Below are 23973 nucleotides of genomic sequence, written 5' to 3'. Positions count from 1 at the left end.
GCGTCTGCTCGCGGTGTGGGCCCAGCTTGGGCTAAATCATGCGGGTTCAAACCACAGCGCGGCCAGCGGCGGCAGCACCATCACCGCCGATGCTGGGCGGCCGTGCCACGGTTCCTCGGTGGCCTCCACCGCGCCGTAATTGCCGATGCCCGAACCGTTGTAGATGTCGGCGTCGGTGTTGAGCACTTCTCGCCAGGTGCCGCTGTGCGGCAAGCCGAGCCGGTAGCGCGTGTGCTCGGAACCGGAGAAGTTGAACACGCACGCCAGCACCGAGCCGTCGTCGCCGTAGCGCAGGAAGCTCAGCACGTTGTTGGCCGAGTCGTTCGCGTCGATCCACGAATAGCCCTCCGGGCTGGTGTCCTGCGACCAGAGCGCGCGACGGCTGCGGTAGATGCCGTTGACGTCGCGGAGCATCCGCTGAATTCCGTTGGAGAAGCTGTTCTCATCGAGTTGGTACCAGTCGACACCGCGTTCTTCTGACCATTCCGCGCGCTGGCCGAACTCCTGCCCCATGAACAGCAGCTGCTTGCCCGGGTGCGCCCACTGGTAGGCCAGCAGTCCGCGCAGCCCCGCCGCCTTCACGTGGTCATTGCCCGGCATCCGGCCCCACAGCGTGCCCTTGCCGTGCACAACCTCGTCGTGGCTGACCGGCAGCACGAAATTCTCGCTGAACGCATACAGCATCGAGAACGTGATCTCGTGGTGGTGGTAGCTGCGGTGAATCGGATCACGCTTGATGAACTCGAGCGTGTCGTTCATCCAACCCATGTTCCACTTCATCGAGAAGCCAAGCCCGCCAAGGCTTGTCGGACGAGTGACACCGGGCCACGACGTCGACTCCTCGGCCACGGTCACGATGCCGGGTGCGACCTTGTGCACCGTCGCGTTCATCTCCTGGAGGAACTGCACGGCCTCGAGGTTCTCCCGGCCGCCGTAGATGTTCGGCGTCCAGCCGCCTTCCGGCCGGGAGTAATCCAGGTAGAGCATCGAGGCGACCGCATCCACACGCAAGCCGTCGATGTGGAACTCCTGCAGCCAGTACAGCGCGTTGGCGACAAGGAAGTTGCGCACCTCGGACCGGCCGAAGTCGAATACATAAGTGCCCCAGTCGAGTTGCTCGCCGCGCCGGGGATCGGAGTGCTCGTACAGCGGTGTGCCGTCGAAGCGGCCCAGCGCCCAGGCATCCTTCGGAAAGTGCGCAGGCACCCAGTCCATGATCACGCCGATGCCTGCTTGATGCAGCCTGTCCACCAGGTACCGGAAGTCGTCGGGGGTGCCCAGCCGTGACGTCGGCGCGTAATACGAGGTGACCTGATAGCCCCACGATCCACCGAACGGATGCTCGGCGACCGGCATCAGCTCGACGTGTGTGAACCCCTGGGAGACAACGTATTCAGTCAGCTCGTCGGCAAGCTGGCGATAGCTCCGCCCCGGCCGCCACGACATCAGATGCACCTCATAGGTGCTCATTGGTTCGAACACCGGATTCTGCCGGGCGCGCTGGGCCATCCAGGCGTCGTCGGCCCACGTATAGGAGCTCTTCGTCACCTTCGACGCCGTCTGCGGCGGCACTTCGGTGGCGAAGGCCATCGGGTCGGCGCGGTCGCTGACAGAGCCGTCGGCGCCGTGTATCCGGAACTTGTACAGCCCGCCGATTTCGAAACCAGGCCAGAACAGTTCCCACACACCCGTCGAACCGAGCACGCGTAGTTGGGCTTCGTTGCCGTCCCAGTGGTTGAACTCACCGATCAGGCTGACGCCCTTGGCATTCGGCGCCCATACCGCGAAGGACACGCCTTCGACGACGCCGTCGGGTGTGGTGAATGCGCGCTGATGCGCACCCAGGATCTCCCACAGACGCTCGTGGCGGCCCTCGGCGAAAAGATGCAAGTCCATCTCGCCGAGAGTCGGCAGGAAGCGGTATGCGTCGGCGACGGTGTGAGGATGCGTCGAACCGTCGGCACCGGCATAGCTCACTTCGAGCCGGTAATCCACCAGATTGGTGAACGGCAACGCGACCGCGAACAGGCCGGATTCGATGTGCTGGAACGTATACCGCTCACCGCCGACCAGCGCCACCACCTCGACGGCGTGCGGCCGATAGGCGCGAATGACGGTGTGGTCTTCGTATTCGTGGGCACCCAGAATCGAATGCGGGTCGTGGTGTTCACCGGCCAGCAGTCGGTTGAGATCGGCCGTGTGCGGCCGCAAGTGTGGGCTGGTGCGTTGGTTGGTCTGCGTCATCTCGTCACTCCCTGCGCAGTAGGCTCAGTCGTTGGTCGGCGGGCACCTGAGGCATGTTCATCACATGCGCGACCGCCTTGGCCGGGTCCAGGCGCACGTAATTCGCTTGTCCCCATTGATATTCGTCCCCGGTGATCTCGTCGCGCACCCAGAACCGGTCGTATGGCTCCATCCCCAGCGCCTCCATGTCCAGCCAGAGCGTCGTCTCCTCCGGCCCGAACGGGTTCAGTGTCACCACCACCAGCACCTGGTCGCCGGTCGCCGGGTCGAACTTGCTGTAGGCCATCAGCGCTTCGTTGTCAGGATGGTGGAACTTGATGGTGCGCAACTCATGCAACGCTGGGTGAACGCGGCGAATCTCGTTGAGCCGCGTCAGGAATGGCTCGAGCGACTCCCCGTCGGCCAAAGCGGCGTCGAAGTCGCGGGGCCGCAGCTCGTACTTCTCCGAGTTCAGATATTCCTCGCTACCTTCACGGACCGCTCGATGTTCGAACAGCTCGTATCCCGAATACACGCCCCATGCCGAACTCATCGTCGAGGCCAGCACCGCCCTGATCGCGAACATGCCAGGACCGCCGTGCTGCAGGCTTTCGTGCAGGATGTCGGGCGTATTGACGAACAGGTTCGGCCTGGCGTAGTCGGCGTGCTCGGCGATCTGCTGACCGAATTCGGTGAGCTCCCACTTCGAGGTGCGCCAGGTGAAGTAGGTGTAAGACTGCGTGAAACCAAGCTTCGCCAGCCCGTACAGCCGCGCCGGCCGGGTGAAGGCCTCCGACAGGAACAGCACGTCGGGATCCTCGTTCTTCACCTCACCGATGAGCCAGGCCCAGAAGTTCGGTGGCTTGGTGTGGGGATTGTCGACGCGAAAGATCTTGACTCCGTGTGCGATCCAGAACCGCACTACTCGAAGCACTTCCTCGTAGAGGCCAGCCGGGTCGTTGTCGAAGTTCAGCGGGTAGATGTCCTGATACTTCTTCGGCGGGTTCTCAGCATACGCGATGGTCCCGTCGGGCAGCACGGTGAACCATTCGGGATGCCGGCGTGCCCACGGGTGGTCGGGCGCGCATTGCAAGGCGAGGTCCAACGCGACTTCCATGCCCTCGTCGCGTGCCGAGGCGACGAAGTCGTCGAAGTCTTCGATGGTGCCCAGCTTCGGATGCACCGCGTCGTGACCGCCTTCGTCGCTGCCGATAGCCCATGGCGAGCCGACGTCGTTGGGCGCAGCGGTCACGCTGTTGTTGCGGCCCTTACGGTGCACCTTGCCGATCGGATGGATGGGCGGCAGGTACACCACGTCGAAGCCCATCTTGGCGATGCGGGACAACGCCTTGGTGGCCGTCGCGAAGGTGCCGTGCACGGGGTTGCCCTTGGCGTCCCATCCGCCGGTGGACCGCGGAAATACCTCGTACCACGAACTGAAGCGGGCCTGCGGCCGATCCACCCATACGCCGTATTGCTCGCCGCGGGTGACCAATTCGCGCAGCGGGTACTGGTCCAACAACTCGGTCACTTCCGGCGACAAAGCGGCACCGGCGCGGTAGAACGGGTCGCCAGGCTCACGCAGCCGCGCCGCGGCTTCGATCAGGGGATAACGGTTTTGGCGCGGCACACCCGTTGAAGCGCGATCCAGCAGGCGCGCACCGACGAGCAGGTCGTTGGACAGCTCGCCCTCGCTCTGGCCGGCGTCGAGCTTGGCGGTCACGTTCTTGCGCCACGTCGCGATCGGGTCGCCCCAGCCGTCGACCCGGAACGTCCACAGCCCGACGCTGTCGGGGCTGAACGCGCCGTGGAACACGTCGGGGGTGCGGCCCATCGACATCGGAAGCAGCTGCGGCTTGATACGCGGTGGTGGGCTGACTACCTCATCGATCGGCACGGGCTCGGCGGGTTTGACGCGTCCCGGGGGATCGTCGGCGAGCCTTGGATACGCCGTGCCGTGATAACGCACCACAAGCGTGGCCGACACGCCTTCATGACCTTCTCGCCACACCGTCGCCCGGACGGGAACTATTTCACCGACGACGGCCTTGGCCGGAAACCGTCCCGAAGATACGACGGGTGCGACGTCATCGATTCCGATACGACCGGCCACCCCACCACTCCTTACACTGGCGCGGCCCCGCTGGGCCGCTGTGCTTGTCGTCTGGTCTTGATTTACAGCCTCTAAAGCTTCCTGGGCGCCCTATACCCACCGTAGTGCGCGGCCCAACCCAACGGGGATGAAGGGATCACGGCCCAAGACTGCGAACACCCGATTTGTCAGTAAGGTTGGGTCGCGTGAAAGCCCTATGAAAGCCCTGAGGCGGTTCACCGTCCGCGCGCATCTGCCCGATCGTCTGGTTGCTCTCGAGCGGCTGTCGATCAACTTGCGCTGGTCGTGGGACAAGCCCACGCAGGACTTGTTCGAGGCCGTCGATCCGGAGTTGTGGAAGCAGGTCGGGCACGATCCGATTGCACTGCTGGGCCAGGTCAGTCCCAAGCGGCTTGACGCGCTCGCGGTCGACGAATCGTTTGTCGGTCGTCTCGACGGACTGGCCGCGGACTTGGACGACTATCTGAACCGTCCGCTGTGGTATCAGCAGCAGATCGACCAGGGGTCAGCGCTGCCCAACGGCATCGCGTACTTCTCGATGGAGTTCGGTGTTGCCGAGGTGCTGCCGAACTACTCCGGCGGCCTGGGCATCCTCGCCGGTGACCATCTGAAGTCGGCATCTGACCTGGGTCTTCCGTTGATCGCCGTCGGGCTGCTGTACCGGTCGGGCTACTTTCGGCAGTCGCTGACCGCCGACGGGTGGCAGCACGAGAGCTATCCGTCGTTGGATCCGCAGGGCCTGCCCTTGCGCCTGCTCACCGACGCCGACGAAAATCCGGTGCTCGTCGAGTTGGCCCTGCCGGACTCCGCGCGGCTGCGGGCGCGCGTGTGGATCGCGCAGGTTGGCCGAATTCCGTTGCTGCTGCTGGATTCTGACATCCCGGAGAACGAGCACGAACTGCGCGGCGTGACCGATCGGCTCTACGGCGGCGACCAGGAGCACCGCATCAAGCAGGAGATCCTGGCCGGCATCGGTGGCGTGCGGGCGATCCGTGCGTTCACCGAGGTGGAGGGTCTGCCCGCGCCGGAGGTGTTCCACATGAACGAGGGGCACGCGGGCTTCCTCGGCGTCGAACGCATCCGTGAGTTGATCGACGCAGGGCTGGACTTCGACACCGCGCTGACGGTGGTGCGGTCGTCGACGGTGTTCACCACCCACACTCCGGTGCCCGCCGGCATCGACCGATTCCCGGTGGAGATGGTCAAGCGCTACTTCGGCAGTTCGTCGGACGGCCCCGCGGGCGCGATGTCGCGGCTGCTGCCCGGGGTGCCGCTGGACCGGATCATCGCGTTCGGCGCGGAGGACGACCCGTCGAAGTTCAACATGGCGCACATGGGCCTGCGGCTGGCGCAGCGCGCGAACGGGGTGTCGCTGCTGCACGGCCGGGTCAGCCGCTACATGTTCAACGAACTGTGGCCGGGATTCGACCCCAACGAGGTGCCGATCGGCTCGATCACCAACGGCGTGCACGGCCCGACATGGGCGGCGCCGCAATGGCTTGAGCTTGGCCGCGAGCTGCTGGGCAGCCAAGATCTCGGGTCGCTGACCGAGCCCGAGACGTGGCAGCGGTTGCATCAGGTCGACCCGGGGCACATGTGGTGGATCCGATCACAGCTGCGGAAGGCGATGGTCGAGGATGTGCGCGCCCGGCTGCGCCGCTCGTGGCTGGAGCGCGGCGCATCGGATGCCGAATTAGGCTGGATTGCAACGGCTTTCGATCCTGATGTGTTGACGATCGGATTCGCCCGGCGGGTGCCGACGTACAAGCGGCTGACGCTGATGCTGCGCGACTCCGACAGGCTGGAGAAGCTGCTGCTCGACGAGAAGCGGCCGATCCAGCTGATCGTCGCAGGCAAGTCGCATCCGGCCGACGACGGCGGCAAGGCGTTGATCCAGCAGGTGGTCAAGTTCGCCGACCGGCCCGAGGTGCGCCACCGCATCGCGTTTCTGCCCGACTACGACATGTCGATGGCGCGGCAGCTGTACTACGGCTGCGACGTCTGGCTGAACAATCCGCTGCGGCCACTGGAGGCATGCGGTACGTCGGGCATGAAGAGTGCGCTGAACGGCGGGCTGAACCTGTCCGTGCGCGACGGCTGGTGGGACGAGTGGTACGACGGCGAGAACGGATGGGAGATCCCGACCGCCGACGGAATGCTCGACGAAGGCCGCCGCGATGACATCGAGTCCGCTGCGCTCTACGACCTGCTCGAGCGGTCGGTGGCGCCGAAGTTCTACGACCGCGACGACCGCGGCGTGCCGACGCGTTGGGTGGAAATGGTGCGCCACACGCTGATGGAACTCGGGCCAAAGGTGTTGGCGTCGCGCATGGTTCGCGACTACACCGAGAAGTACTACGCCCCGGCGGCGCAGTCGCTGCGCAAGACCGTCGAGCCCGGTGGGGACGGCGAGCCGTTCGGTGCGGCCCGCGACCTGGCCGCCTACCGGCTGCGCGCCCACGAGGCGTGGCCGAAGATCCAGATCACCGACGTCGATAGCTACGGGCTGCCCGATACACCTCTGCTGGGCTCGGAGCTGACGCTGACAGCGACGGTGCATCTGGCTGGGCTGCGGCCCGACGAGGTGGTGGTGCAGGCGGTATTGGGCCGGGTCGACGCCAGCGACGCGCTGGTCGAACCGGCCACCGTGCCGATGCAGCACACAGGGACCGCCGACGGCGGCAACGAGATCTACTCGACGACCACACCGCTGCCGGTGGCGGGTCCCGTCGGGTACACGGTGCGCGTGTTGCCGCATCACCCGTTGTTGGCAGGCGATAACGAACTCGGCCTCGTCACGCTGGCGTGAGCCGCGCTCTAAAGGTCGCGCTGGACGGCGGGCCCTACGCGTTGGCGGCAGGTCCGGACGGGGCGATGTGGGTGACGCTGGTGCACAGCGGCGCGATCGCGCGGGTGACACAGAACGGCGACGTCACCGAGTATCCGGTCGATCCGAAGGCGCGGCCGTCGATCATCACCGCGGGCCCCGACGGCGCGATGTGGTTCACCCGCACCGGCGACGACCGCATCGGCCGCATCACCATGGCAGGCGAGCTGACCGCATTCGAGCTGGAAGAGGACAGCGGGCCGTTCGGAATCACCGCGGGCCCTGACGGCGCGCTGTGGTTCACCGCCATGACGTCGGGCACCGTCGGCCGGCTCACGGTGGACGGCGAACTGTCGGGCTGGTCGGTCGGCGGGGCGCCGTCGATGATCGTCACCGGCCCAGACAACGCCTTGTGGTTCACCCTCAACCAGGGCAACTGCGTCGGCCGGTTGACGCCTACCGGCGGGATCACCGTGCGTGAATTGCCCACTGCCGCAGCGGGACCGGTAGGTATTGCCACCACTCACGACGATGCCGTGTGGTTCACCGAGATCCTCGCCGACAAGCTCGGACGCATCCCGATGGACGAGGCGATCCAGGAAATGGATCTGCCCGGTAAACCGCACGCCGTGGTCGCCGATCCCGACGACGGCGTCTGGGTGAGCCTGTGGGGTGCGAACCAGATCGCCCGGGTCAGCGGTGACGGCTCCGAAGTCGTCACGATCGACCTACCGCCGGGCAGCGAACCGCATGGCCTGGCGATCGGTCCCGACGGCGCGGCGTGGGTCGCGCTGGAATCGGGATTCGTGGTGCGTATGCCCACGTGACCGAACTCGGCCTGGTCACACTCGCATAAAGACTCGCGCACAACGGACAGCCCTCTTGTCTTGGGCGTCGGCGGTCGGGTAATGATCCTAGGCGGTATGTGTTCCGGCCAAGGAGGGCTGCGCTGTGCTAGTTCGTCCGCTGGCCGTACTGTGCGCATGCGCGCTGACCTGCGGCTTGGTTGCCCCGCCCGCAACGGCTGAGCCCGATACCGAGCCCGTCGCCGCCGAGGGACCCGCACCTGAAGCGGCCCCCGTAGACGACGGCCGGGTGGAGTCATCGCCGCCCACATCGACGCAGACACCCGACGGGTGGACGCTCACGGTGTCGGCCAAAGACGAAACGCAGCGTGTGATCGCGCCATTGACGACGGCTATCTCGTCGCGCGAATACGAGGTCGGCGGAACCTTCACCGGCTCACTGTCCGGCCCGGAAGGGGAAGAACCGCCGCACGGCACGCTGGAAGTCGGATATCAGATCGGCTGCGGCATCGACATGAGCACGTCCAACGGCGTCACGCTGACCGGGAGCGTTGGCATGACGCCGTCGCTGGGCCTCGGCGGGGTCGATGTCATCTCACCACTGCCCGAAGGGCTCATTCCTGTCGTATCGACGCCGGTCACCGGCGGCATGGCGATCGCGATGAAGCCAGGCATCGTCAACGTGGTTCCGGTGTCGAAGAAGGAGTTCAAAGGCAACGATCCGTGGATCATGGTCGACGGATTCCACATCAAGATCGACGGCTGCGTAGGCGAATCGTTCGTCCGCTCGTATGCGTTCCTGACCCGGTCGACCGATCAGTCCGACGCAGTCAGGGCCTGGTACGGCGTAACGAAGAAGGTCTAGCGCCGCCGAAACTGCGCACAGATCGCGAAGAACGCCAAAATCGCGATCTGGCAGCAGTTTCGAGGGCGGGCCGTCAGGGGAAGCGCTTGAAGCAGCGGTCCGCGTCGCCGAGCACACCGACGCGGAACGCGTCGATGCGCGAGAAGCCCGACGGCACTGATTCACCGTTGACGTCGCTGGCCACCAGCCCGTTGGTGAGAATGCCCGACACCGCCTCATCCACGTCGCCCGCCGTCAGCGCGATCGTGTTCCCGTCGGGCGTCGTGACGTCCTTGGACATCTTCACGGTCGCCACCCCGGTGAGGCATGCGGTTCGCAGCGCCGCCTCGGCATTGTCGAGCGTCACGCTGCCGCGTTCCAGCTGGATGGCCTGCATGTACCGCGACACCAGCACTGAATACGCCGTGTTGTCGCCACTGGCGAGGCCGGTGCCGTCCTCACCGTCGGACTGCATGCCCATCGTCTTGAGCTCGGGCATGTCGACGACGATGGTGTTGCTGGCCGGGCAGTACGACACCGGCGGACTCGGGCGCGCGTTCGGGCACTTCTGCGCTTCGGAGGTTTCGAAGCTCAGCTTCGGCGGCTTGGCGGGGGTGAACAGGATCCCCATCGCGTCGACGATCGATCGCACCGACTCCTCTGTGACGGGCAGCTCGCCGGTCTGATCCTCGGGCAGCAGTACGGGCAAATCGCCACGGCGCTGGCCGATTTCACGCATGTCGATCGCCGCACACGCGGAAGGTCCGTCGGTGAAACCGAACTGGAAGGCCGACAGGCGCTCGAAGGCCGAACCATGCTCGTCTACACCGGCTTCGGGATCGCCCTCGGTGAGCAGCGGGTCGCGGAATGCGATCACGGCCGCCAGTACGTTGTTCAGCCCCTCGCCGGTGGACAGCGTGAACCGCGGCGACTTCCCTTCGGCGACCCACCGCATGTAGGACCCGGCGAAGCAGTCGGCCTGCTGCTCGGAGACCAGCGTCGGCGTGCTCTTCTTGTTCAACCCGGCCTGATCTTGGACGGCGTGACCGTACTCGTGGGCGAGCACCATCGTCACTCCCATGTCGCCGAACGCTTTTCGCAGCGACGGCAATAGTTCGCCGCGGTCCCATCCGATGGTGTTGTCGTCGAAGCAGAACGCGGCATTGACGAGGCCGTATGTGTCCTCGCCGCAGAAGTGGCCGTCAAATCCGTTCGCGTCCCAGGAGATCAGCGCCTCGACGGGCTTGAAGCTGCCCTCGAACGCCTCGCCATAGGCGTTGTCCCAATACTCCTCGATATCGCTGACCGCGTTGCGCGCGAGGTCGTCGATCTTGCCGTTGTCGGTGCCCTGCACCTCCCGCACGGGCCCATGGGCGTCGGGTCGCAGCCCGGTCGGCCCGTCGGTGGCCGCCATTCCTGCCACGTGGAATGGGTCGTCGAACACCGAAACGGGTTTGCCCTGCAGGGTCGTCGTGCAGCCTGCGACGAGAACGGCCGAGCAGGTAGCGATGACGGCGCCTATCAGGGGTCGTCGACTCATGGACGCCGCCTCTCGGGATCGGAAAGCGGCCGTGGCGGCCGACACTGGGAATTCGCTACCAGGATGCCAGGATAATGAAAACCTCAGCCAGCGCGCAGACGTTCTAGCGCCTGACGCACCCGGGTGGAGTCCGTCGTCGCCCAGAACGGCGGCAGTGACGCACGCAGATAACCGCCGTAGCGCGCGGTGGCCATCCGGGAATCGAGCACTGCGACGACACCTCGATCATCGGTGCGGCGCAGCAGCCGGCCGGCGCCCTGTGCAAGCAGCAGCGCGGCGTGACTGGCGGCCACGGCCATGAACCCGTTGCCCCCGCGCGCGGCCACCGCCCGCTGGCGCGCGGTCAGCAGCGGATCGTCGGGCCGCGGGAACGGGATGCGGTCGATGAGCACCAGCGACAGCGACGGCCCAGGCACATCGACGCCCTGCCACAGCGACAACGTGCCGAACAGCGACGTCGCGGCGTCATCGGCGAAGCGCTGCACCAACGCGGAGGTGGTGTCTTCACCCTGGCACAGCACAGGGGTGTCGAGCCGCTCCCGCATGATCTCGGCGGCGGCCTTGGCGGCGCGCATCGACGAGAACAGGCCAAGCGTGCGTCCGCCCGCCGCGGTGATCAGCGCCTGGATTTCGTCGAGCTGCTCGGCCGAGCCGGTGCCGTCGCGGCCCGGCGGCGGCAGATGGGCAGCGACGTAAAGGATGCCCGACTTCGCGTGCTCGAACGGCGACCCGACGTCGAGACCGCGCCACTTCGCGTCCTTCTCGCCACCGGCCAGCCCCCACGCCGACGCCATCGCGTCGAACGTGCCGCCGATCGTCAGCGTCGCCGAGGTGAGCACCGTCGTCGCCCGCTCAAACAGCCTGGCGCGCAACAACCCTGACACCGACAGCGGCGCCACCCGCAACACCGCGCGGACGCTGCCGCGGTTGTCCTCATGGTCCAGCCACACCACATCCGTGCGATCCGGAATGGCGGGGACGAACGACGCCAGGATGCGGGTCGCCGTGTCCGCGACGTCGCTCAAGGCCGTCACCGCTTCCGAACGCGCCGACGCCGCCTTCGGATCGCTTGGCGACGTGTCGATTGCCGAGCGGGCCCTGTTCGCGGCGTCACGCAGCGCGGTCACGTACGTCGCCGTCTCGTCGTCGAGCACGTCGATACGGCCGGGCGTCGCGTCGTGAATGGCCGACGACAACGTCGCCGTCGCTGCCTCCAGCCGTTGCGCGAGTTCGGGATCGATCAGTGGGCGGGCGCGCCGGTGGGCGATGCCCATCGATGTCGCCGACAGCTCGGCGGTTGCCACACCCGTCACGCGGTCCACGAGTTCGTGGGCCTCGTCGACGACGAGCAGTTCGTGTTCGGGTAGCACCGAGGCGTCTGCGATGGCATCGATGGCCAGCAGCGCGTGGTTGGTGACGATCACATCGGCGTGGCCGGCCTTGTCGCGGGCCTTCTCCGCGAAACAGTCGGTGCCGAACGGGCATCGGGCCACCCCGATGCATTCCCTGGCCGACACACTGACCTGAGACCACGACCGGTCGGGGACGCCTGGCGTCAACTCGTCGCGATCACCGGTCTCTGTGCTCGACGACCACTCCGTGAGCCGCTGGACATCTCGGCCGAGGGCCGTGGCCGCCATCGGTTCGAACAGTTCATCCTGCGGCCTGTCCTCGGGTTCACTTGCGCCGTTATGAATCTTGTTGAGACACAGGTAGTTTCCGCGGCCTTTCAGCAGCGCGAACTCGGGGCGTCGGGGCAGCGTGTCGGCAAGGGAGTCGGCCAGCCGTGGCAGGTCGCGATCGACGAGCTGACGCTGAAGTGCGATCGTTGCCGTCGACACCACCACGGGTTCGTCGGTGGTGACGGCACGGGCGATCGCAGGCACCAGGTAGGCCAGCGACTTGCCGGTACCGGTGCCTGCCTGCACAGCGAGGTGCTCGCCGGCATCGAATGCGTGCGTGACGGCCTCGGCCATCTCGATCTGGCCGCGGCGTTCTGCGCCGCCCAATGCGGCAACCGCCTTGGCCAGCAGCTCAGTGACATCGACCTCGGCCGTGGCTACGCCTCTCGCCTGGTGCCGGGCGCAATCATGCGCGTCGGGATCGCGGGCTCGCCCTTGGAGAGTTTCAGCCCGTCCCACGGCACGCTGTGAAGTCCTTCTTTGACGCGACTACGGGCCGCCTCGATGCCGAGGTCGCCGACCGGTTCTCCGTTGCGCACCAGCTCGACGGTGAGCGCACGACCGTGCTCAGCGGGCGGTTCCCCATACGGATGGACGATCTCTTCGAGGATGGTCCCTGTCGGTTTACACGTTCGCAGCGCTTGTTTACGTCCGCCGTGAGATTCCTTGTGGCTGCTGCGTTTTTCGACGGGCATGCCGTCGACCTCTACCAGCTTGTAGACCATGCTCGCGGTCGGCGCGCCCGAGCCGGTGACCACCGACGTGCCGACGCCGTATATGTCGACGGGTTCGGCGCGCAGTGCCGCGATCGAGTATTCGTCGAGATCACCGGAGACCACGATGCGGGTCTTGGTGGCGCCGAGGTCGTCGAGTTGCTTGCGAACCTGTCGCGCCATCACGCCCAGATCGCCGGAGTCGATGCGCACCGCGCCGAGCTCGGTTCCGGCCACCTCGACCGCGTTGGCCACGCCGGCGGTGATGTCGTACGTGTCGACGAGCAGGGTCGTGTCCACTCCGAGCGCGTCGACCTGCGCCCGAAACGCCGCCTTCTCCCAATCGGATGTTCTTCGCCCAAGTGGCTCATCACCTGGGCCGGCTGTGCCTGTTGTGTGCAGCAGCGTGAACGCATGTGCGCTGGTGCCCAGAGCCGGCACGCCGTAGCGGCGCTGGGCTTCCAGGTTCGACGATGCGGTGAACCCGGCGATGTAGGCGGCCCGTGCGGCCGCGACCGCGGCCTGTTCGTGAGTGCGCCGTGAGCCCATTTCGATCAGCGGACGATCCTCCGCCGCACAGGCCATTCTTGCCGCGGCCGACGCGATCGCGGTGTCGTGGTTGAGGATCGACAGCGCCAGTGTTTCCAACACGACGCATTCGCCGAAAGTGCCGTGCACCGACAGCACGGGTGAGCCGGGGAAGTACAGCTCGCCTTCTGCGTAGCCGTCGACGTCCCCGCTGAAACGGTAGTCGGAGAGGTACGCGAGCGTTTCACGGTCGAGGAAATCCGACAACGCCGCGAGCGCGTCATCGTCGAATATGAACTGCGCCAAGGCTTCCACGAACCGCGCGGTGCCCGCGACGATCCCGTACCGGCGGCCGTCGGGCAGTCGGCGGGCAAAGATCTCGAAGGTGGTGCGACGGTGTGCGCTGCCGTCACGCAGTGCCGCCGCAAGCATCGTCAGTTCGTACTTGTCGGTGAGCAACGCTGGAGACGGTGACGTCACAGGAGCAACGGTAGTAGTTCGAAGGGGCCGATATGGCCCGGCTATCCTGAAGAACATGGTTACGCCGGCGAAGACCCGACCGGGAACCCGCGAGGAACGGGACGTCAAAACCGTCGACGCGACGGACACCCCATGGGTGACCATCGTCTGGGACGACCCCGTCAACCTAATGACATACGTGACGTACGTCTTCCAGAAGCTGTTCGGCTACAGCGAGCCGCAGGCGACCAAACTCATGCTGCAGGTGCACAACGAGGGCAAGGCCGTGGTCTCTGCCGGTAGCCGGGAGTCGATGGAAGTCGACGTGTCCAAGCTCCATGCCGCCGGCCTGTGGGCGACCCTGCAACAGGACCGCTGATCCAGACGTGCGCAAATGGAAGCGGGTCGACACCGCCGACGGCCCGCGTTTCCGATCGGCGCTGGCCTCGCATGAGGCCGAGCTGCTCCACAGCCTCGTGACGTCGATGATGGGCATGCTCGAGGAGCGCGAATCCTCAGGCCCCACAGACGAACTCGAAGAAATCACCGGAATGCGTACCGGTAACTCGCAGCCGCCACAGGACGAGACGATGAAGCGGTTGCTCCCCGACTTCTACCGCCCGCATACCGATCATCCGGCGGGTTCGGGGACTGCCGAGAGCCTCAACAGTGCGTTGCGCAGTCTGCACGAGCCCGAGATCATCGATGCGAAACGCCAAGCGGCACAACGATTGCTGGAGACCGTTCCGTCCGGCGGCGGAAAGTTCGAACTCACCGAGGACGACGCGCATGCCTGGGCCGCCGCTGTCAACGACGTGCGTCTCGCGCTGGGCACGATGCTCGATATCGGCCCGCATGGCCCCGAGGCCCTGCCGTCCGACCATCCGATGGCCGGCCACCTGGATGTGTACCAGTGGCTGACCGTCCTGCAGGAATATCTCGTGCTCGGCCTCATGGACACGAAATGAGCGCGATCACCGACGTCGGCGGGATTCGCGTCGGCCATCATCACCGGCTCGACTCCGACGTCGAGCTCGGCTCCGGCTGGGCCAGCGGCACCACCGTCGTGCTGACACCGCCGGGCACGGTTGGGGCCGTCGACGGGCGGGGCGGCGCACCGGGCACGCGCGAAACCGACCTCCTGGACCCGATCAACTCGGTCCGCCATGTCGACGCCGTCGTCCTGTCCGGCGGCAGTGCATACGGGCTCGCGGCCGCCGACGGCGCGATGGCCTGGCTCGAGGAGCAGGGCCGCGGCGTGGCGATGGAGGGCGGCGTGGTGCCGATCGTGCCCGCCGCTGTGATCTTCGACCTGCCCGTTGGCGGTTGGAACTGCAGGCCGACGGCTGAGTTCGGCTACGCCGCGGCCCAGGCCGCTGGTGAAGACGTCGCCGTCGGGACCGTGGGGGCGGGCACCGGCGCGCGTGTCGGGGTGCTCAAGGGCGGCGTGGGAACGGCGTCGATGACGCTTTCGTCCGGTGTGACAGTCGGTGCCCTGGTGGTGGTCAACGCTGCCGGCGACGCGGTGGACCCCGCCACGGGTCTGCCATGGCTGGCATATCAGATCGAGGAGTTCGGCCTGGTCGCTCCGCCCGCCGAGCAGATCGCCGCATACGCCGACCGGCACACTGAGCTCAGCCCGCTCAACACCACCATCGCCGTCGTCGCCACCGACGCGGCGCTGAGCAAGGCGGGGTGCCGGCGAGTCGCCGTCGCGGCGCAGGACGGCCTGGCCCGTACCATCCGGCCGTGTCACACCCCGCTGGATGGCGATACGGTGTTTGCGCTGGCCACCGGCGCCATCGAGGTGGCGCCAGACCCGACCACGCCGGCGTCGATGTCGCCGGAGGTGCCGCTGATCACCGCGATCGGGGCGGCCGCGGCGGACTGCCTGGCCCGCGCGGTGCTTGTCGGCGTGCTGGCGGCCGAGTCGGTCGCCGGAATACCGACATACCGCGACATGTTGCCGGGAGCGTTCGAGTGAAAGGTAATCAACCGTGCTGGTGATCCGAGCCGACTTGGTCGACGCGATGGTCGCCCACGCCCGCGCCGACCACCCCGACGAGGCGTGCGGTGTGATCGCCGGACCTGATGGATCGGACCGTCCGGAGCGGTTCATCGCGATGCTCAACGCCGAACGGTCGCCGACGTTCTATCGGTTCGACTCCGGCGAGCAGCTCAAGGTGTGGCGGGCGATGGACGCCGCCGACGAGGTGCCCGTCGTGATCTATCACTCGCACACGGCGACCGAGGCGTATCCCAGCCGCACCGACATCTCGTACGCGTCCGAACCCGACGCGCATTACGTCCTGGTGTCAACGCGCGACCCTGACGAGCACGAGCTGCGTAGCTACCGCATCGTCGACGGCGTCGTCACCGAGGAACCCGTCAAAATCGTTGAGCAGTATTAGAAAGGCCAACCCATGTCAGTCACTGTCTCCATCCCGACGATCCTGCGCACTCACACGGGCGGGGAGAAGCGCGTCTCGGCATCGGGTAACACGCTGCAAGCCGTCATCAGCGATCTGGAGTCGAACTACTCAGGCATCTCTGAGCGCCTCGTCGACGACGGAAAGCTGCACCGCTTCGTCAACATCTATGTCAACGACGAGGACGTCCGATTTTCCGGCGGTCTGGACACCGAGATCTCCGACGGGGATTCGGTCACGATCCTGCCTGCCGTCGCGGGTGGCTAGCGTGAGCCTCGACTGGGTCTGGCACCGAGGGGATGGTTCACTGTGCCCACCTAGCGGCGACAAAGTCGCCAGGGCGACAATGTCGCTCGGAGGCGGGCAAAATCGCGTATCCACTCCCGGCGCCGAGGTGTCGCAGTGACGCGCTACGACTCGCTGCTCGAGGCGCTCGGCAACACGCCTTTGGTTGCGCTGCACCGGCTTTCGCCCCGATGGGATGACGAGCCACATGTGCGGTTGTGGGCCAAGCTCGAGGACCGCAATCCGACGGGCTCGATCAAGGACCGGCCGGCGTTGCGGATGATCGAGCAGGCCGAGCGGGACGGCCAGTTGCAGCCGGGCGCGACCATCCTGGAGCCGACGAGCGGCAACACCGGCATATCGCTGGCCATGGCGGCGCTGCTCAAGGGCTACCGACTGATCTGCGTGATGCCGGAAAACACCTCGATCGAACGCAGACAGCTGCTGGAGCTTTACGGCGCCAAGATCATCTACTCGCCAGCCGAAGGTGGATCGAACACGGCCGTCGCGCAGGCGAAAGAGCTTGCGGCGCAAAACCCTTCGTGGGTGATGCTGTATCAGTACGGCAACGAGGCCAACACCGAGGCGCACTATTACGGCACCGGGCCCGAGTTGTTGGCCGACTTGCCCGAGATCACGCATTTCGTGGCCGGCTTGGGTACGACGGGCACGCTGATGGGCACCGGGCGATATCTGCGTGAACAGGTGCCGGACGTCCAGATCGTCGCGGCCGAACCGCGTTACGGCGAAGGTGTCTATGCGCTGCGCAACATCGATGAGGGCTTCATCCCCGAGTTGTACGACCCCGATGTGCTGACCACGCGATACTCCGTCGGCTCGTACGACGCGATCAAGCGCACCCGCGAGCTGGTTCAGGTGGAGGGCATCTTCGCCGGCATCTCGACCGGCGCCGTGCTGCACGCGGCACTGGGCATGGCGGCCAAGGCCGTCAAGGCGGGCGAGCGTGCCGACATCGCGTTCGTCGTCGCCGACGCCGGTTGGAAGTATCTGTCGACCGGCGCGTACGCCGGTAGCCTGGACGATGCCGAGGACGCGCTGGAAGGGCAGCTATGGGCATGACGGGCCAGGTCGGGTATCCGGCCGCGCCATCACCGGAGCCGAAGAAACGGCCCGCCTGGATAGTCGGCGGGGTCACGATCGTTGGCTTCGTCGCGCTGCTGTACGTGATCGAGGCGTTCGACTCGGTGTCGGGGCACCAGCTCGACGACAACGGCATCCGGCCGCTGGAGACCGACGGCCTCCTGGGCATCCTCTTCGCGCCACTGCTCCACTCGAACTGGCAGCACCTGATCGCCAACACCGGCCCGGCGCTGATCCTCGGCTTCCTGATGACACTCATCGGGCTCGGCCGGTTCGTCGCTGCCACCGCGATCATCTGGCTCGTCGGCGGCTTCGGGACGTGGCTGATCGGCAATGTGGGCACGCACTGCCCGTACGTCGGCGTGAGCTGCGAGACCAACCACATCGGCGCGTCCGGGCTCATCTTCGGCTGGCTGACGTTCTTGATCGTGTTCGGGTTCTTCACCCGCAAGGCATGGGAGATCATCGTCGGCGTGATCGTCCTGCTCGTCTACGGCAGCGTTCTGCTCGGCGTGCTGCCCGGCACCTTCGGGGTGTCCTGGCAGGGGCATCTGTGCGGCGCGATCGCCGGCGTGCTGGCCGCGTACATGCTCTCGGGGCCCGAACGTAAAGGCCGCGGCGCCCGTCGACGAAAAGCGACGAACCCATATCTGACGTCGTGACCAACCCATTGGCACCGGTCGGGATCTTCGATTCCGGCGTCGGTGGGTTGACGGTGGCGCGCGCGATCATCGACCAGTTGCCCGACGAGGACATCATCTACGTCGGTGATACGGCCAACGGTCCATACGGGCCGCTGACCATTCCCGAGATTCGCGCGCACGCGCTGGCGATCGGCGACGACCTCGTCTCGCGCGGCGTCAAGGCGTTGGTGATCGCGTGCAATACCGCGTCGTCGGCGATGCTGCGCGACGCTCGCGAACGGTATGCGCCCGTCCCCGTCGTCGAGGTGATCCTGCCCGCGGTGCGCCGCGCCGTGGCCGCCACCCGCAACGGCCGCATCGGCGTCATCGGAACCGCGGCGACCATCGCGTCGGGCGCGTATCAGGACGCGTTCGCGGCCGCGCGCGACACGGAGGTGATCGGCGTGGCGTGCCCGCGGTTCGTCGACTTCGTCGAGCGGGGAGTGACGAGTGGACGTCAGGTCCTCGGCTTGGCCGAGGGCTACCTCGAACCGCTGCAGCGCGCCGAGGTCGACACCCTGGTGTTGGGCTGTACGCACTACCCGATGCTGTCCGGGCTCATCCAGTTGGCGATGGGCGAGAACGTCTCACTGGTGTCGAGTGCCGAGGAGACCGCGAAAGACTTGCTGAGGGTCCTCACCGAACTCGATCTCCTGCGCCCGCACGATGCCCCTCCGGCCCGTCGGTTGTTCGAGTCGACCGGCGATCCTGAGGCGTTCACCACACTGGCGGCCCGTTTCCTGGGCCCGTCGCTGGACGGTGTTCGGCCTGTTCAACGTCACGTCGGCGCACAAAGATGATTTCCGTCGCGTAAACGCGCGATGTTTTCGTCAAGCGGATAGCGGGCATGGCAAGCTAGTGGGCGTGCGAATCACCGTACTCGGTTGCTCCGGCAGTGTTGTCGGGCCTGATTCGCCAGCTTCGGGCTACCTAGTGACAGCCCCAGACACCCCACCTTTGGTGCTTGACTTTGGCGGCGGCGTCCTGGGCGCATTGCAGCGTCACGCCGACCCGAATTCCGTGCACGTGCTGCTATCCCATCTGCACGCCGACCATTGCCTCGACCTGCCGGGCCTGTTCGTGTGGCGGCGCTATCACCCGTCGCCGGCAAAAGAACGCGGCGTGTTGTACGGCCCGGCGAATACATGGGCGCGGCTGGGCGCGGCGTCGTCACCCGAGGGCGGGGAGATCGACGACTTCACCGATGTCTTCGAGATCCGGCACTGGGTCGACAACGAGGCGGTACAGATCGGTTCACTGTCGGTGATGCCGCGATTGGTGTGCCATCCGACCGAGTCCTACGGGATGCGCATCACGGATCCGTCGGGCGCGACGCTGGTCTACAGCGGTGACACCGGCTATTGCGACGCGCTGATCGATCTCGCCCGAGATGCCGACGTGTTCCTGTGCGAGGCGTCGTGGACGCACCATCCGTCGCGTCCGCCGCGACTGCATCTGTCGGGCACGGAGGCCGGCAGGGCGGCCGCGCGGGCCGGCGTCGCCGAGTTACTGCTGACCCACATTCCGCCGTGGACGTCGCGCGAGGACGTCATCAGCGAGGCGAAGGCTGAGTTCGACGGGCCGGTGCACGCGGTGGTGTGCAACGAGGCGTTTGACGTCACACGGTCCTGAATGCCGTCGGGCCGACCGGTTAGTGTTGGCGCGTGTCCAGACGAGAAGACGGCCGGCTCGACGACGAGTTGCGTCCGGTTCGCATCACCCGTGGTTTCACTTCGCATCCAGCCGGATCCGTGTTGGTGGAGTTCGGCCAGACGAGGGTGATGTGCACGGCGAGCGTCAACGAGGGTGTGCCGCGCTGGCGTAAGGGCTCCGGGCTGGGCTGGTTGACGGCCGAGTACGCGATGCTGCCCGCCGCCACCCACGAGCGGTCGGACCGTGAGTCGGTCAAGGGTCGCGTCGGCGGACGCACACAAGAGATCAGCAGACTCGTCGGCCGGTCGCTGCGGGCGTGCATCGACCTGGCGGCGCTGGGGGAGAACACGATTGCGCTCGACTGCGACGTGCTGCAGGCCGACGGCGGCACTCGCACGGCGGCGATCACGGGTGCGTATGTGGCCCTGGCCGATGCGGTGACGTATCTGGCGGCCGCGGGTCGGTTGTCGGATCCGAGGCCGTTGTCGTGTGCGATCGCTGCGGTCAGCGTCGGTGTGGTCGACGGACGTATCCGCGTCGACTTGCCGTATGTCGAGGATGCCCGCGCCGAAGTGGACATGAACGTCGTCGCCACCGACACCGGCACGCTGGTCGAGATTCAGGGCACGGGGGAGGGCGCGACGTTCCCGCGCTCGACGCTGGACAAGATGCTCGACGTGGCGATGGTTGCGTGTGAGCAGTTGTTCGCGATCCAGCGCGAGGCGCTGGAGTTGCCGTATCCCGGGGTGCTGCCGGAGCCGGCGGAGCCGTCGAAGAAGGCGTTCGGGAGCTGACTTCAATTTCCAGGCTGCTGGTCGCCAGCCGCAACCGCAAGAAGCTGGCCGAGTTGCACCGGGTGCTCGACGCTGCCGGGGTGGCATTGACGCTCTTGGCTTTGGATGACGTCGCGCCGTTCGACGAGGTGCCGGAGACCGGTGCGACATTCGAAGAGAACGCGCTGGCGAAGGCGCGCGACGCGTTTCGGGCTACCGGCTTGGCTTGTGTGGCAGACGATTCGGGCCTGGAAGTCGAAGCGCTGAACGGGATGCCGGGAGTGCTGTCGGCACGATGGTCGGGCCGACACGGCGACGACCTTGCGAACACGTCCCTGCTGCTGGCGCAGATGGCCGATGTGCCGGACTCGCGGCGGGGAGCGGCGTTCGTGTCGGCATGCGCGTTGGTTTTTGGAGCAGGCGAGGTCGTGGTGCGCGGGGTGTGGCCGGGCAGCATCGTGCGGGAGCCGCGGGGAGACGGCGGCTTCGGCTACGACCCGGTGTTCCTACCGTCGGGATCTTCGAAGACGGCGGCGGAGCTGAGCCCGGAAGAGAAGGACGCGGTGTCGCACCGCGGTAGGGCGTTGGCTCAGCTGGTTCCGGCGTTGCGCGAGCTGGCTACAAGCTGAACCGCTGCTTGATCTCCGCGGTCTGGAAGTGCTCGACGACGATGCCGACGAGCGGGATGGTGCCCGCCAGCAGCACACCGATGGTCTTGGCGATGGGCCAGCGCACCTTGACCGCGAGGTTTGCCGTGGCGATCAGATAGACGAAATACACCCAGCCGTGCACGATGCCGATCCAGGTGGGTGGATTGTCCACCTTGACGACGTACCGAAGAACGATCTCGTAGCAGAGCGCGATGAGCCAGATGCCGGTGGTCCAGGCCATGACGCGGTAAACGAGCAGGGCCTTGCGGATGGTCTCGACAGGGGTGGTGGCTTCCGTCATGTCGTCGGGTGTTCCTTGTCTTTCTGGGCGAGCTCGGCGAGGTAGGCGTTGTACTCGCGAAGTGTGGGGTCGTCGGAATGGCTTGCGGGCTTGGGTCTTTCGGGCAGGAGACCGGAGGGTATCTCGGAGACACTGTCGTGTTGCCTCGGCTCTGGCGGGGCCTCTTCGTAGCGGACGAATTTGTAATAGGCATAGACCACGAAGCCGGCGAAGAGCGGCCACTGGAGTGCGTAGCCGAGGTTTTGGAAACTGCCCGACGCTGACTCGAAGCGATTCCACTGCCACCAAGCAAGGGCAAGGCAGCCGGCGGCGCCGACGATCACCAGAGCGACGAGCGCCGGTCTCCTACGCCGCGTAGTGGACACCAATCAACGGTACCGCGCGGTCCTTGGGCCCGACGAATTCGTCCAGGCGGGCGGTGGCCGCCTTTCGGTAGATGGAGACGATGTACTTGGTTGACCGTGTCCACGGGATGTTCAGGGCGTCGAGCGCGGCAGTGAAGAGGCCGATGATGTCTTCGGATCGGTTGGAGAAGTGGTAGCGGATGCTGCGGACGCCGCGGTCGTTCGCGACGACGCGGCAGCCGTCGCTGTGGATCAAACCGAGGACGAATTCCTCGGTGGCTTGGTCGACGAGCGCTTGTTGCCAGGGTTCCAGTGCGATCCGTCGCGTGTGCTTCTTTCCAGGGCCGTGTTGCGGGAACAGGCAAGGCCAGTGTTTCGAGGTGATAGACACGTCCACACAGCCAACGCGCTGCACCGTCCCTGCGCGCTGTCCTGGCATCAAGATCTCGATCGCCTGACGGCAACGGTCGATGATCGGCGGGTATTTCTTGTCGAGGGTGATGCGTAGATGCCAGACCCGCGGATTCCGGGAGATGCAACCATCTCCGAGATACAGCCCAAGCAAATAGCAGTACGCCTTTGCCGGGAGCTGTGAGAAGTCATGTGCCGTGCAGGGTGCGTTCAAGTCTCGCGACCGAATCGCCGGTCGCCGTCGCCAGTCCCGCACTGTCGTGCGTGGCACGCCGATCTGGCGCGCAATCGCACAGTCATTCAGCCCCGCTGCGATGAGCCGCTTGGCGGCGTCGAACTCTTCTGCCGACCGCATGGGACCAAGCTATGCAGTGCCACCGACAGATTCGTCGACTCGCTGGACGGTAGGATCATCACGCCGCGGGCGTGGTGGAATGGCAGACACGATGGCTTTAGGTGCCATTGCTCGAGAGAGCGTGGGGGTTCGACTCCCTCCGCCCGCACAAGGTCAAGGACTCAGCTAGTCAAATCGAGCCACTCCATTGGCGGCGTCGACAAGCCATGCGACGTCTTCTAACTGCGCCGTATCCGTGATCGGGTGTGCACTGCTGAAATCGGCCGTTACCGCGGCCTTCCACTGCATGCGTGCGAAGTTGACCAACGCCACCGCTCCATATACGTCGCCACTGACAAGGTCGTGGTCCGCCATACCCGGGTTGTCCGTCTTGTCCAGCCACTCTGCGGTCATCTGAGCAACTTCACCGCGCGTCAACCTCGGCCAGCGGCCGCGTTGCAAGGTTCCCTTGACCTCGATGCTGAAGACCGCCTCGAATCCTGGTGTCAGCATGAGAAGGTCGACGCCGTGTCCGCCCGACTCCGGACCGACCATGTGTTGGATGGGCGTAAAACCCAGGTCTTCCCAAAGGCATGCGACGACGGATTCTGCGATGTGACCGGTGACTCCATTGAGCCGGTTGGTCCGGTCGACGGTAGGGATTGACGCCAGTGATGTCGTGACGGCGAGCCGAAATACCTCTTCTAGCTTCTGGACCTCATCATTCGCGGCCGAGTCCGAACACGACATGACGAGGTCGGCTGGCAAGTCGAACGGAGTAGCCGCGCGCAGACTCGCGCGCATCGCGGCGTGCAAACCCGGAACGTCAATGGCATCGGCAGCCATAGTCATCAGACCCTATGGGGTATGCGGCGACACCTCGTCAACTCGCGATCGAACTGCCGGTGTCCTGACTGGAGCGCGCCACAGTGCGCACCGGAAATCCGTTGAGCTCCGCGAGGGAACGTAGCTGCATCAACGCGAACCGGCGCGAACGACCGGCCTCGGGTATCAAGATGCCGGCCCATATCCCTTCCGCTCCCGGCGTCTCACATGCTTCTCGAGCGCACTGCCACCGGAGCGGACAAGCGCGGCAGATCGCCTTGGCGCCCTCGTCGGCCCGCGCGGTCCACCGTTCCGGATCGCGGGTGCACGCCGCGACCGGCGTCTCACCTAACACGAGCGCGATGACATCGCCGTGCGGCGTCGTGGCGGTTCCGTTGTGGTCTGGCAAGAGCGTCGGCCCCCGAAATCAATCGACAATACATCTGTAT

General features: G+C 66.0%; 24 protein-coding genes and 1 tRNA gene. 15 read left to right on the top strand and 10 right to left on the bottom strand.

Annotation, left to right across the window (positions count from 1 at the left end; genetic code table 11):
• Nucleotides 1-36 precede the first annotated feature (36 nt).
• Nucleotides 37-2244 (bottom strand): 1,4-alpha-glucan branching protein GlgB, encoded by a 2208-nt coding sequence (gene glgB / locus ACWW36_RS29900; protein WP_456139507.1) that lies wholly within the window; start codon nt 2242-2244, stop codon nt 37-39.
• A gap of 4 nt (nt 2245-2248) precedes the next feature.
• A complete protein-coding gene (locus ACWW36_RS29895; RefSeq protein WP_456139506.1) occupies nt 2249-4336 on the bottom strand; it encodes an alpha-1,4-glucan--maltose-1-phosphate maltosyltransferase in 2088 nt (695 codons plus the stop codon).
• Between the two features lie 196 nt (nt 4337-4532).
• On the opposite strand from ACWW36_RS29895, the gene ACWW36_RS29890 reads away from it, so the two are divergent.
• The 3 genes from ACWW36_RS29890 (at nt 4533) to ACWW36_RS29880 (ending at nt 8834) form a co-directional block, all read left to right on the top strand.
• Nucleotides 4533-7145 carry a glycosyltransferase family 1 protein gene (locus tag ACWW36_RS29890; RefSeq protein ID WP_456139505.1) on the top strand — a complete coding sequence of 871 codons (2613 nt, stop codon included), beginning with the start codon at nt 4533-4535 and terminating at the stop codon, nt 7143-7145.
• A complete protein-coding gene (locus ACWW36_RS29885; RefSeq protein ID WP_456139504.1) occupies nt 7142-7990 on the top strand; it encodes a virginiamycin B lyase family protein in 849 nt (282 codons plus the stop codon). The genes ACWW36_RS29890 and ACWW36_RS29885 overlap by 4 nt, the downstream gene beginning before the upstream one ends.
• Before the next feature lie 124 nt (nt 7991-8114).
• Nucleotides 8115-8834, top strand: a complete 720-nt coding sequence (locus ACWW36_RS29880; protein WP_456139503.1) for an MspA family porin — start codon at nt 8115-8117, stop codon at nt 8832-8834.
• 73 nt (nt 8835-8907) lie between these two features.
• Here the strand turns inward: ACWW36_RS29880 and ACWW36_RS29875 are convergent, their stop codons facing one another.
• The 3 genes from ACWW36_RS29875 to ACWW36_RS29865 all read right to left on the bottom strand — a co-directional run bounded on the left by ACWW36_RS29875 (nt 8908) and on the right by ACWW36_RS29865 (nt 13708).
• A complete protein-coding gene (locus tag ACWW36_RS29875; RefSeq protein ID WP_456139502.1) occupies nt 8908-10353 on the bottom strand; it encodes a neutral zinc metallopeptidase in 1446 nt (481 codons plus the stop codon).
• 83 nt (nt 10354-10436) lie between these two features.
• Entirely contained in the window at nt 10437-12386 is a 1950-nt protein-coding gene (locus ACWW36_RS29870; RefSeq protein WP_456142687.1) for an ATP-dependent DNA helicase, read from the bottom strand.
• A 26-nt stretch (nt 12387-12412) separates the two neighbouring features.
• The gene (locus ACWW36_RS29865; protein ID WP_456142686.1) at nt 12413-13708 is read right to left on the bottom strand and encodes a nicotinate phosphoribosyltransferase; all 1296 of its coding nucleotides are present in this window, start codon (nt 13706-13708) and stop codon (nt 12413-12415) included.
• Nucleotides 13709-13811: 103 nt separating this feature from the next.
• Here ACWW36_RS29865 and clpS point away from each other — a divergent pair, with 103 nt between their 5' ends.
• The 11 genes from clpS to rdgB all read left to right on the top strand — a co-directional run bounded on the left by clpS (nt 13812) and on the right by rdgB (nt 21288).
• Complete coding sequence (gene clpS, locus ACWW36_RS29860; protein ID WP_456139501.1) at nt 13812-14114, top strand: ATP-dependent Clp protease adapter ClpS; 303 nt, start codon at nt 13812-13814, stop codon at nt 14112-14114.
• 7 nt (nt 14115-14121) lie between these two features.
• Nucleotides 14122-14703: an oxidative stress transcriptional regulator AosR gene (gene aosR, locus ACWW36_RS29855; RefSeq protein WP_456139500.1), complete on the top strand. Its 582-nt coding sequence runs from the start codon at nt 14122-14124 to the stop codon at nt 14701-14703.
• Nucleotides 14700-15719, top strand: coding sequence for a P1 family peptidase (locus ACWW36_RS29850; protein ID WP_456139499.1), 1020 nt, complete (start codon nt 14700-14702; stop codon nt 15717-15719). Before aosR ends, ACWW36_RS29850 begins: the two co-directional genes overlap by 4 nt.
• 13 nt (nt 15720-15732) lie before the next feature.
• Complete coding sequence (locus ACWW36_RS29845; RefSeq protein ID WP_456139498.1) at nt 15733-16146, top strand: Mov34/MPN/PAD-1 family protein; 414 nt, start codon at nt 15733-15735, stop codon at nt 16144-16146.
• A 12-nt stretch (nt 16147-16158) separates the two neighbouring features.
• On the top strand, nt 16159-16431 hold the full coding sequence (locus tag ACWW36_RS29840) for a MoaD/ThiS family protein (protein ID WP_456139497.1): 273 nt from the start codon (nt 16159-16161) through the stop codon (nt 16429-16431).
• A 135-nt stretch (nt 16432-16566) separates the two neighbouring features.
• Nucleotides 16567-17529 carry a cysteine synthase gene (locus tag ACWW36_RS29835; RefSeq protein WP_456139496.1) on the top strand — a complete coding sequence of 321 codons (963 nt, stop codon included), beginning with the start codon at nt 16567-16569 and terminating at the stop codon, nt 17527-17529.
• Nucleotides 17520-18212 carry a rhomboid family intramembrane serine protease gene (locus ACWW36_RS29830; RefSeq protein ID WP_456139495.1) on the top strand — a complete coding sequence of 231 codons (693 nt, stop codon included), beginning with the start codon at nt 17520-17522 and terminating at the stop codon, nt 18210-18212. Before ACWW36_RS29835 ends, ACWW36_RS29830 begins: the two co-directional genes overlap by 10 nt.
• Nucleotides 18209-19033 (top strand): glutamate racemase, encoded by an 825-nt coding sequence (gene murI, locus ACWW36_RS29825; protein WP_456139494.1) that lies wholly within the window; start codon nt 18209-18211, stop codon nt 19031-19033. The genes ACWW36_RS29830 and murI overlap by 4 nt, the downstream gene beginning before the upstream one ends.
• A 58-nt stretch (nt 19034-19091) precedes the next feature.
• Nucleotides 19092-19865 carry a cyclic nucleotide-degrading phosphodiesterase gene (locus ACWW36_RS29820; RefSeq protein ID WP_456139493.1) on the top strand — a complete coding sequence of 258 codons (774 nt, stop codon included), beginning with the start codon at nt 19092-19094 and terminating at the stop codon, nt 19863-19865.
• A 32-nt stretch (nt 19866-19897) separates the two neighbouring features.
• Nucleotides 19898-20680: a ribonuclease PH gene (gene rph, locus ACWW36_RS29815; protein ID WP_456139492.1), complete on the top strand. Its 783-nt coding sequence runs from the start codon at nt 19898-19900 to the stop codon at nt 20678-20680.
• Nucleotides 20677-21288 carry an RdgB/HAM1 family non-canonical purine NTP pyrophosphatase gene (gene rdgB / locus ACWW36_RS29810; protein ID WP_456142685.1) on the top strand — a complete coding sequence of 204 codons (612 nt, stop codon included), beginning with the start codon at nt 20677-20679 and terminating at the stop codon, nt 21286-21288. The genes rph and rdgB overlap by 4 nt, the downstream gene beginning before the upstream one ends.
• Here rdgB and ACWW36_RS29805 read toward each other — a convergent pair.
• From ACWW36_RS29805 to ACWW36_RS29795, 3 genes are read right to left on the bottom strand one after another with little or no spacing between them, the layout of a single operon-like run.
• A complete protein-coding gene (locus ACWW36_RS29805; RefSeq protein ID WP_456139491.1) occupies nt 21278-21610 on the bottom strand; it encodes a DUF3817 domain-containing protein in 333 nt (110 codons plus the stop codon). The genes rdgB and ACWW36_RS29805 overlap by 11 nt on opposite strands.
• A complete protein-coding gene (locus ACWW36_RS29800) occupies nt 21607-21975 on the bottom strand; it encodes a hypothetical protein (protein ID WP_456139490.1) in 369 nt (122 codons plus the stop codon). Before ACWW36_RS29800 ends, ACWW36_RS29805 begins: the two co-directional genes overlap by 4 nt.
• Nucleotides 21956-22720 (bottom strand): helix-turn-helix domain-containing protein, encoded by a 765-nt coding sequence (locus ACWW36_RS29795; protein WP_456139489.1) that lies wholly within the window; start codon nt 22718-22720, stop codon nt 21956-21958. Before ACWW36_RS29795 ends, ACWW36_RS29800 begins: the two co-directional genes overlap by 20 nt.
• A 65-nt stretch (nt 22721-22785) precedes the next feature.
• Between ACWW36_RS29795 and ACWW36_RS29790 the strand changes: the two genes are divergently transcribed.
• Nucleotides 22786-22868, top strand: a tRNA-Leu gene (locus ACWW36_RS29790).
• A 17-nt stretch (nt 22869-22885) separates the two neighbouring features.
• Here the strand turns inward: ACWW36_RS29790 and ACWW36_RS29785 are convergent.
• A complete protein-coding gene (locus ACWW36_RS29785; RefSeq protein ID WP_456139488.1) occupies nt 22886-23545 on the bottom strand; it encodes a hypothetical protein in 660 nt (219 codons plus the stop codon).
• Between the two features lie 37 nt (nt 23546-23582).
• A complete protein-coding gene (locus ACWW36_RS29780; RefSeq protein WP_456142684.1) occupies nt 23583-23888 on the bottom strand; it encodes a WhiB family transcriptional regulator in 306 nt (101 codons plus the stop codon).
• Between the last annotated feature and the right edge of the window lie 85 nt (nt 23889-23973).

The sequence above is a fragment of the Mycobacterium sp. MMS18-G62 genome (genome assembly GCF_053877835.1).
Note: the sequence above shows the minus strand (reverse complement) of the source record. Positions and strands in the feature narration are given on the sequence as shown.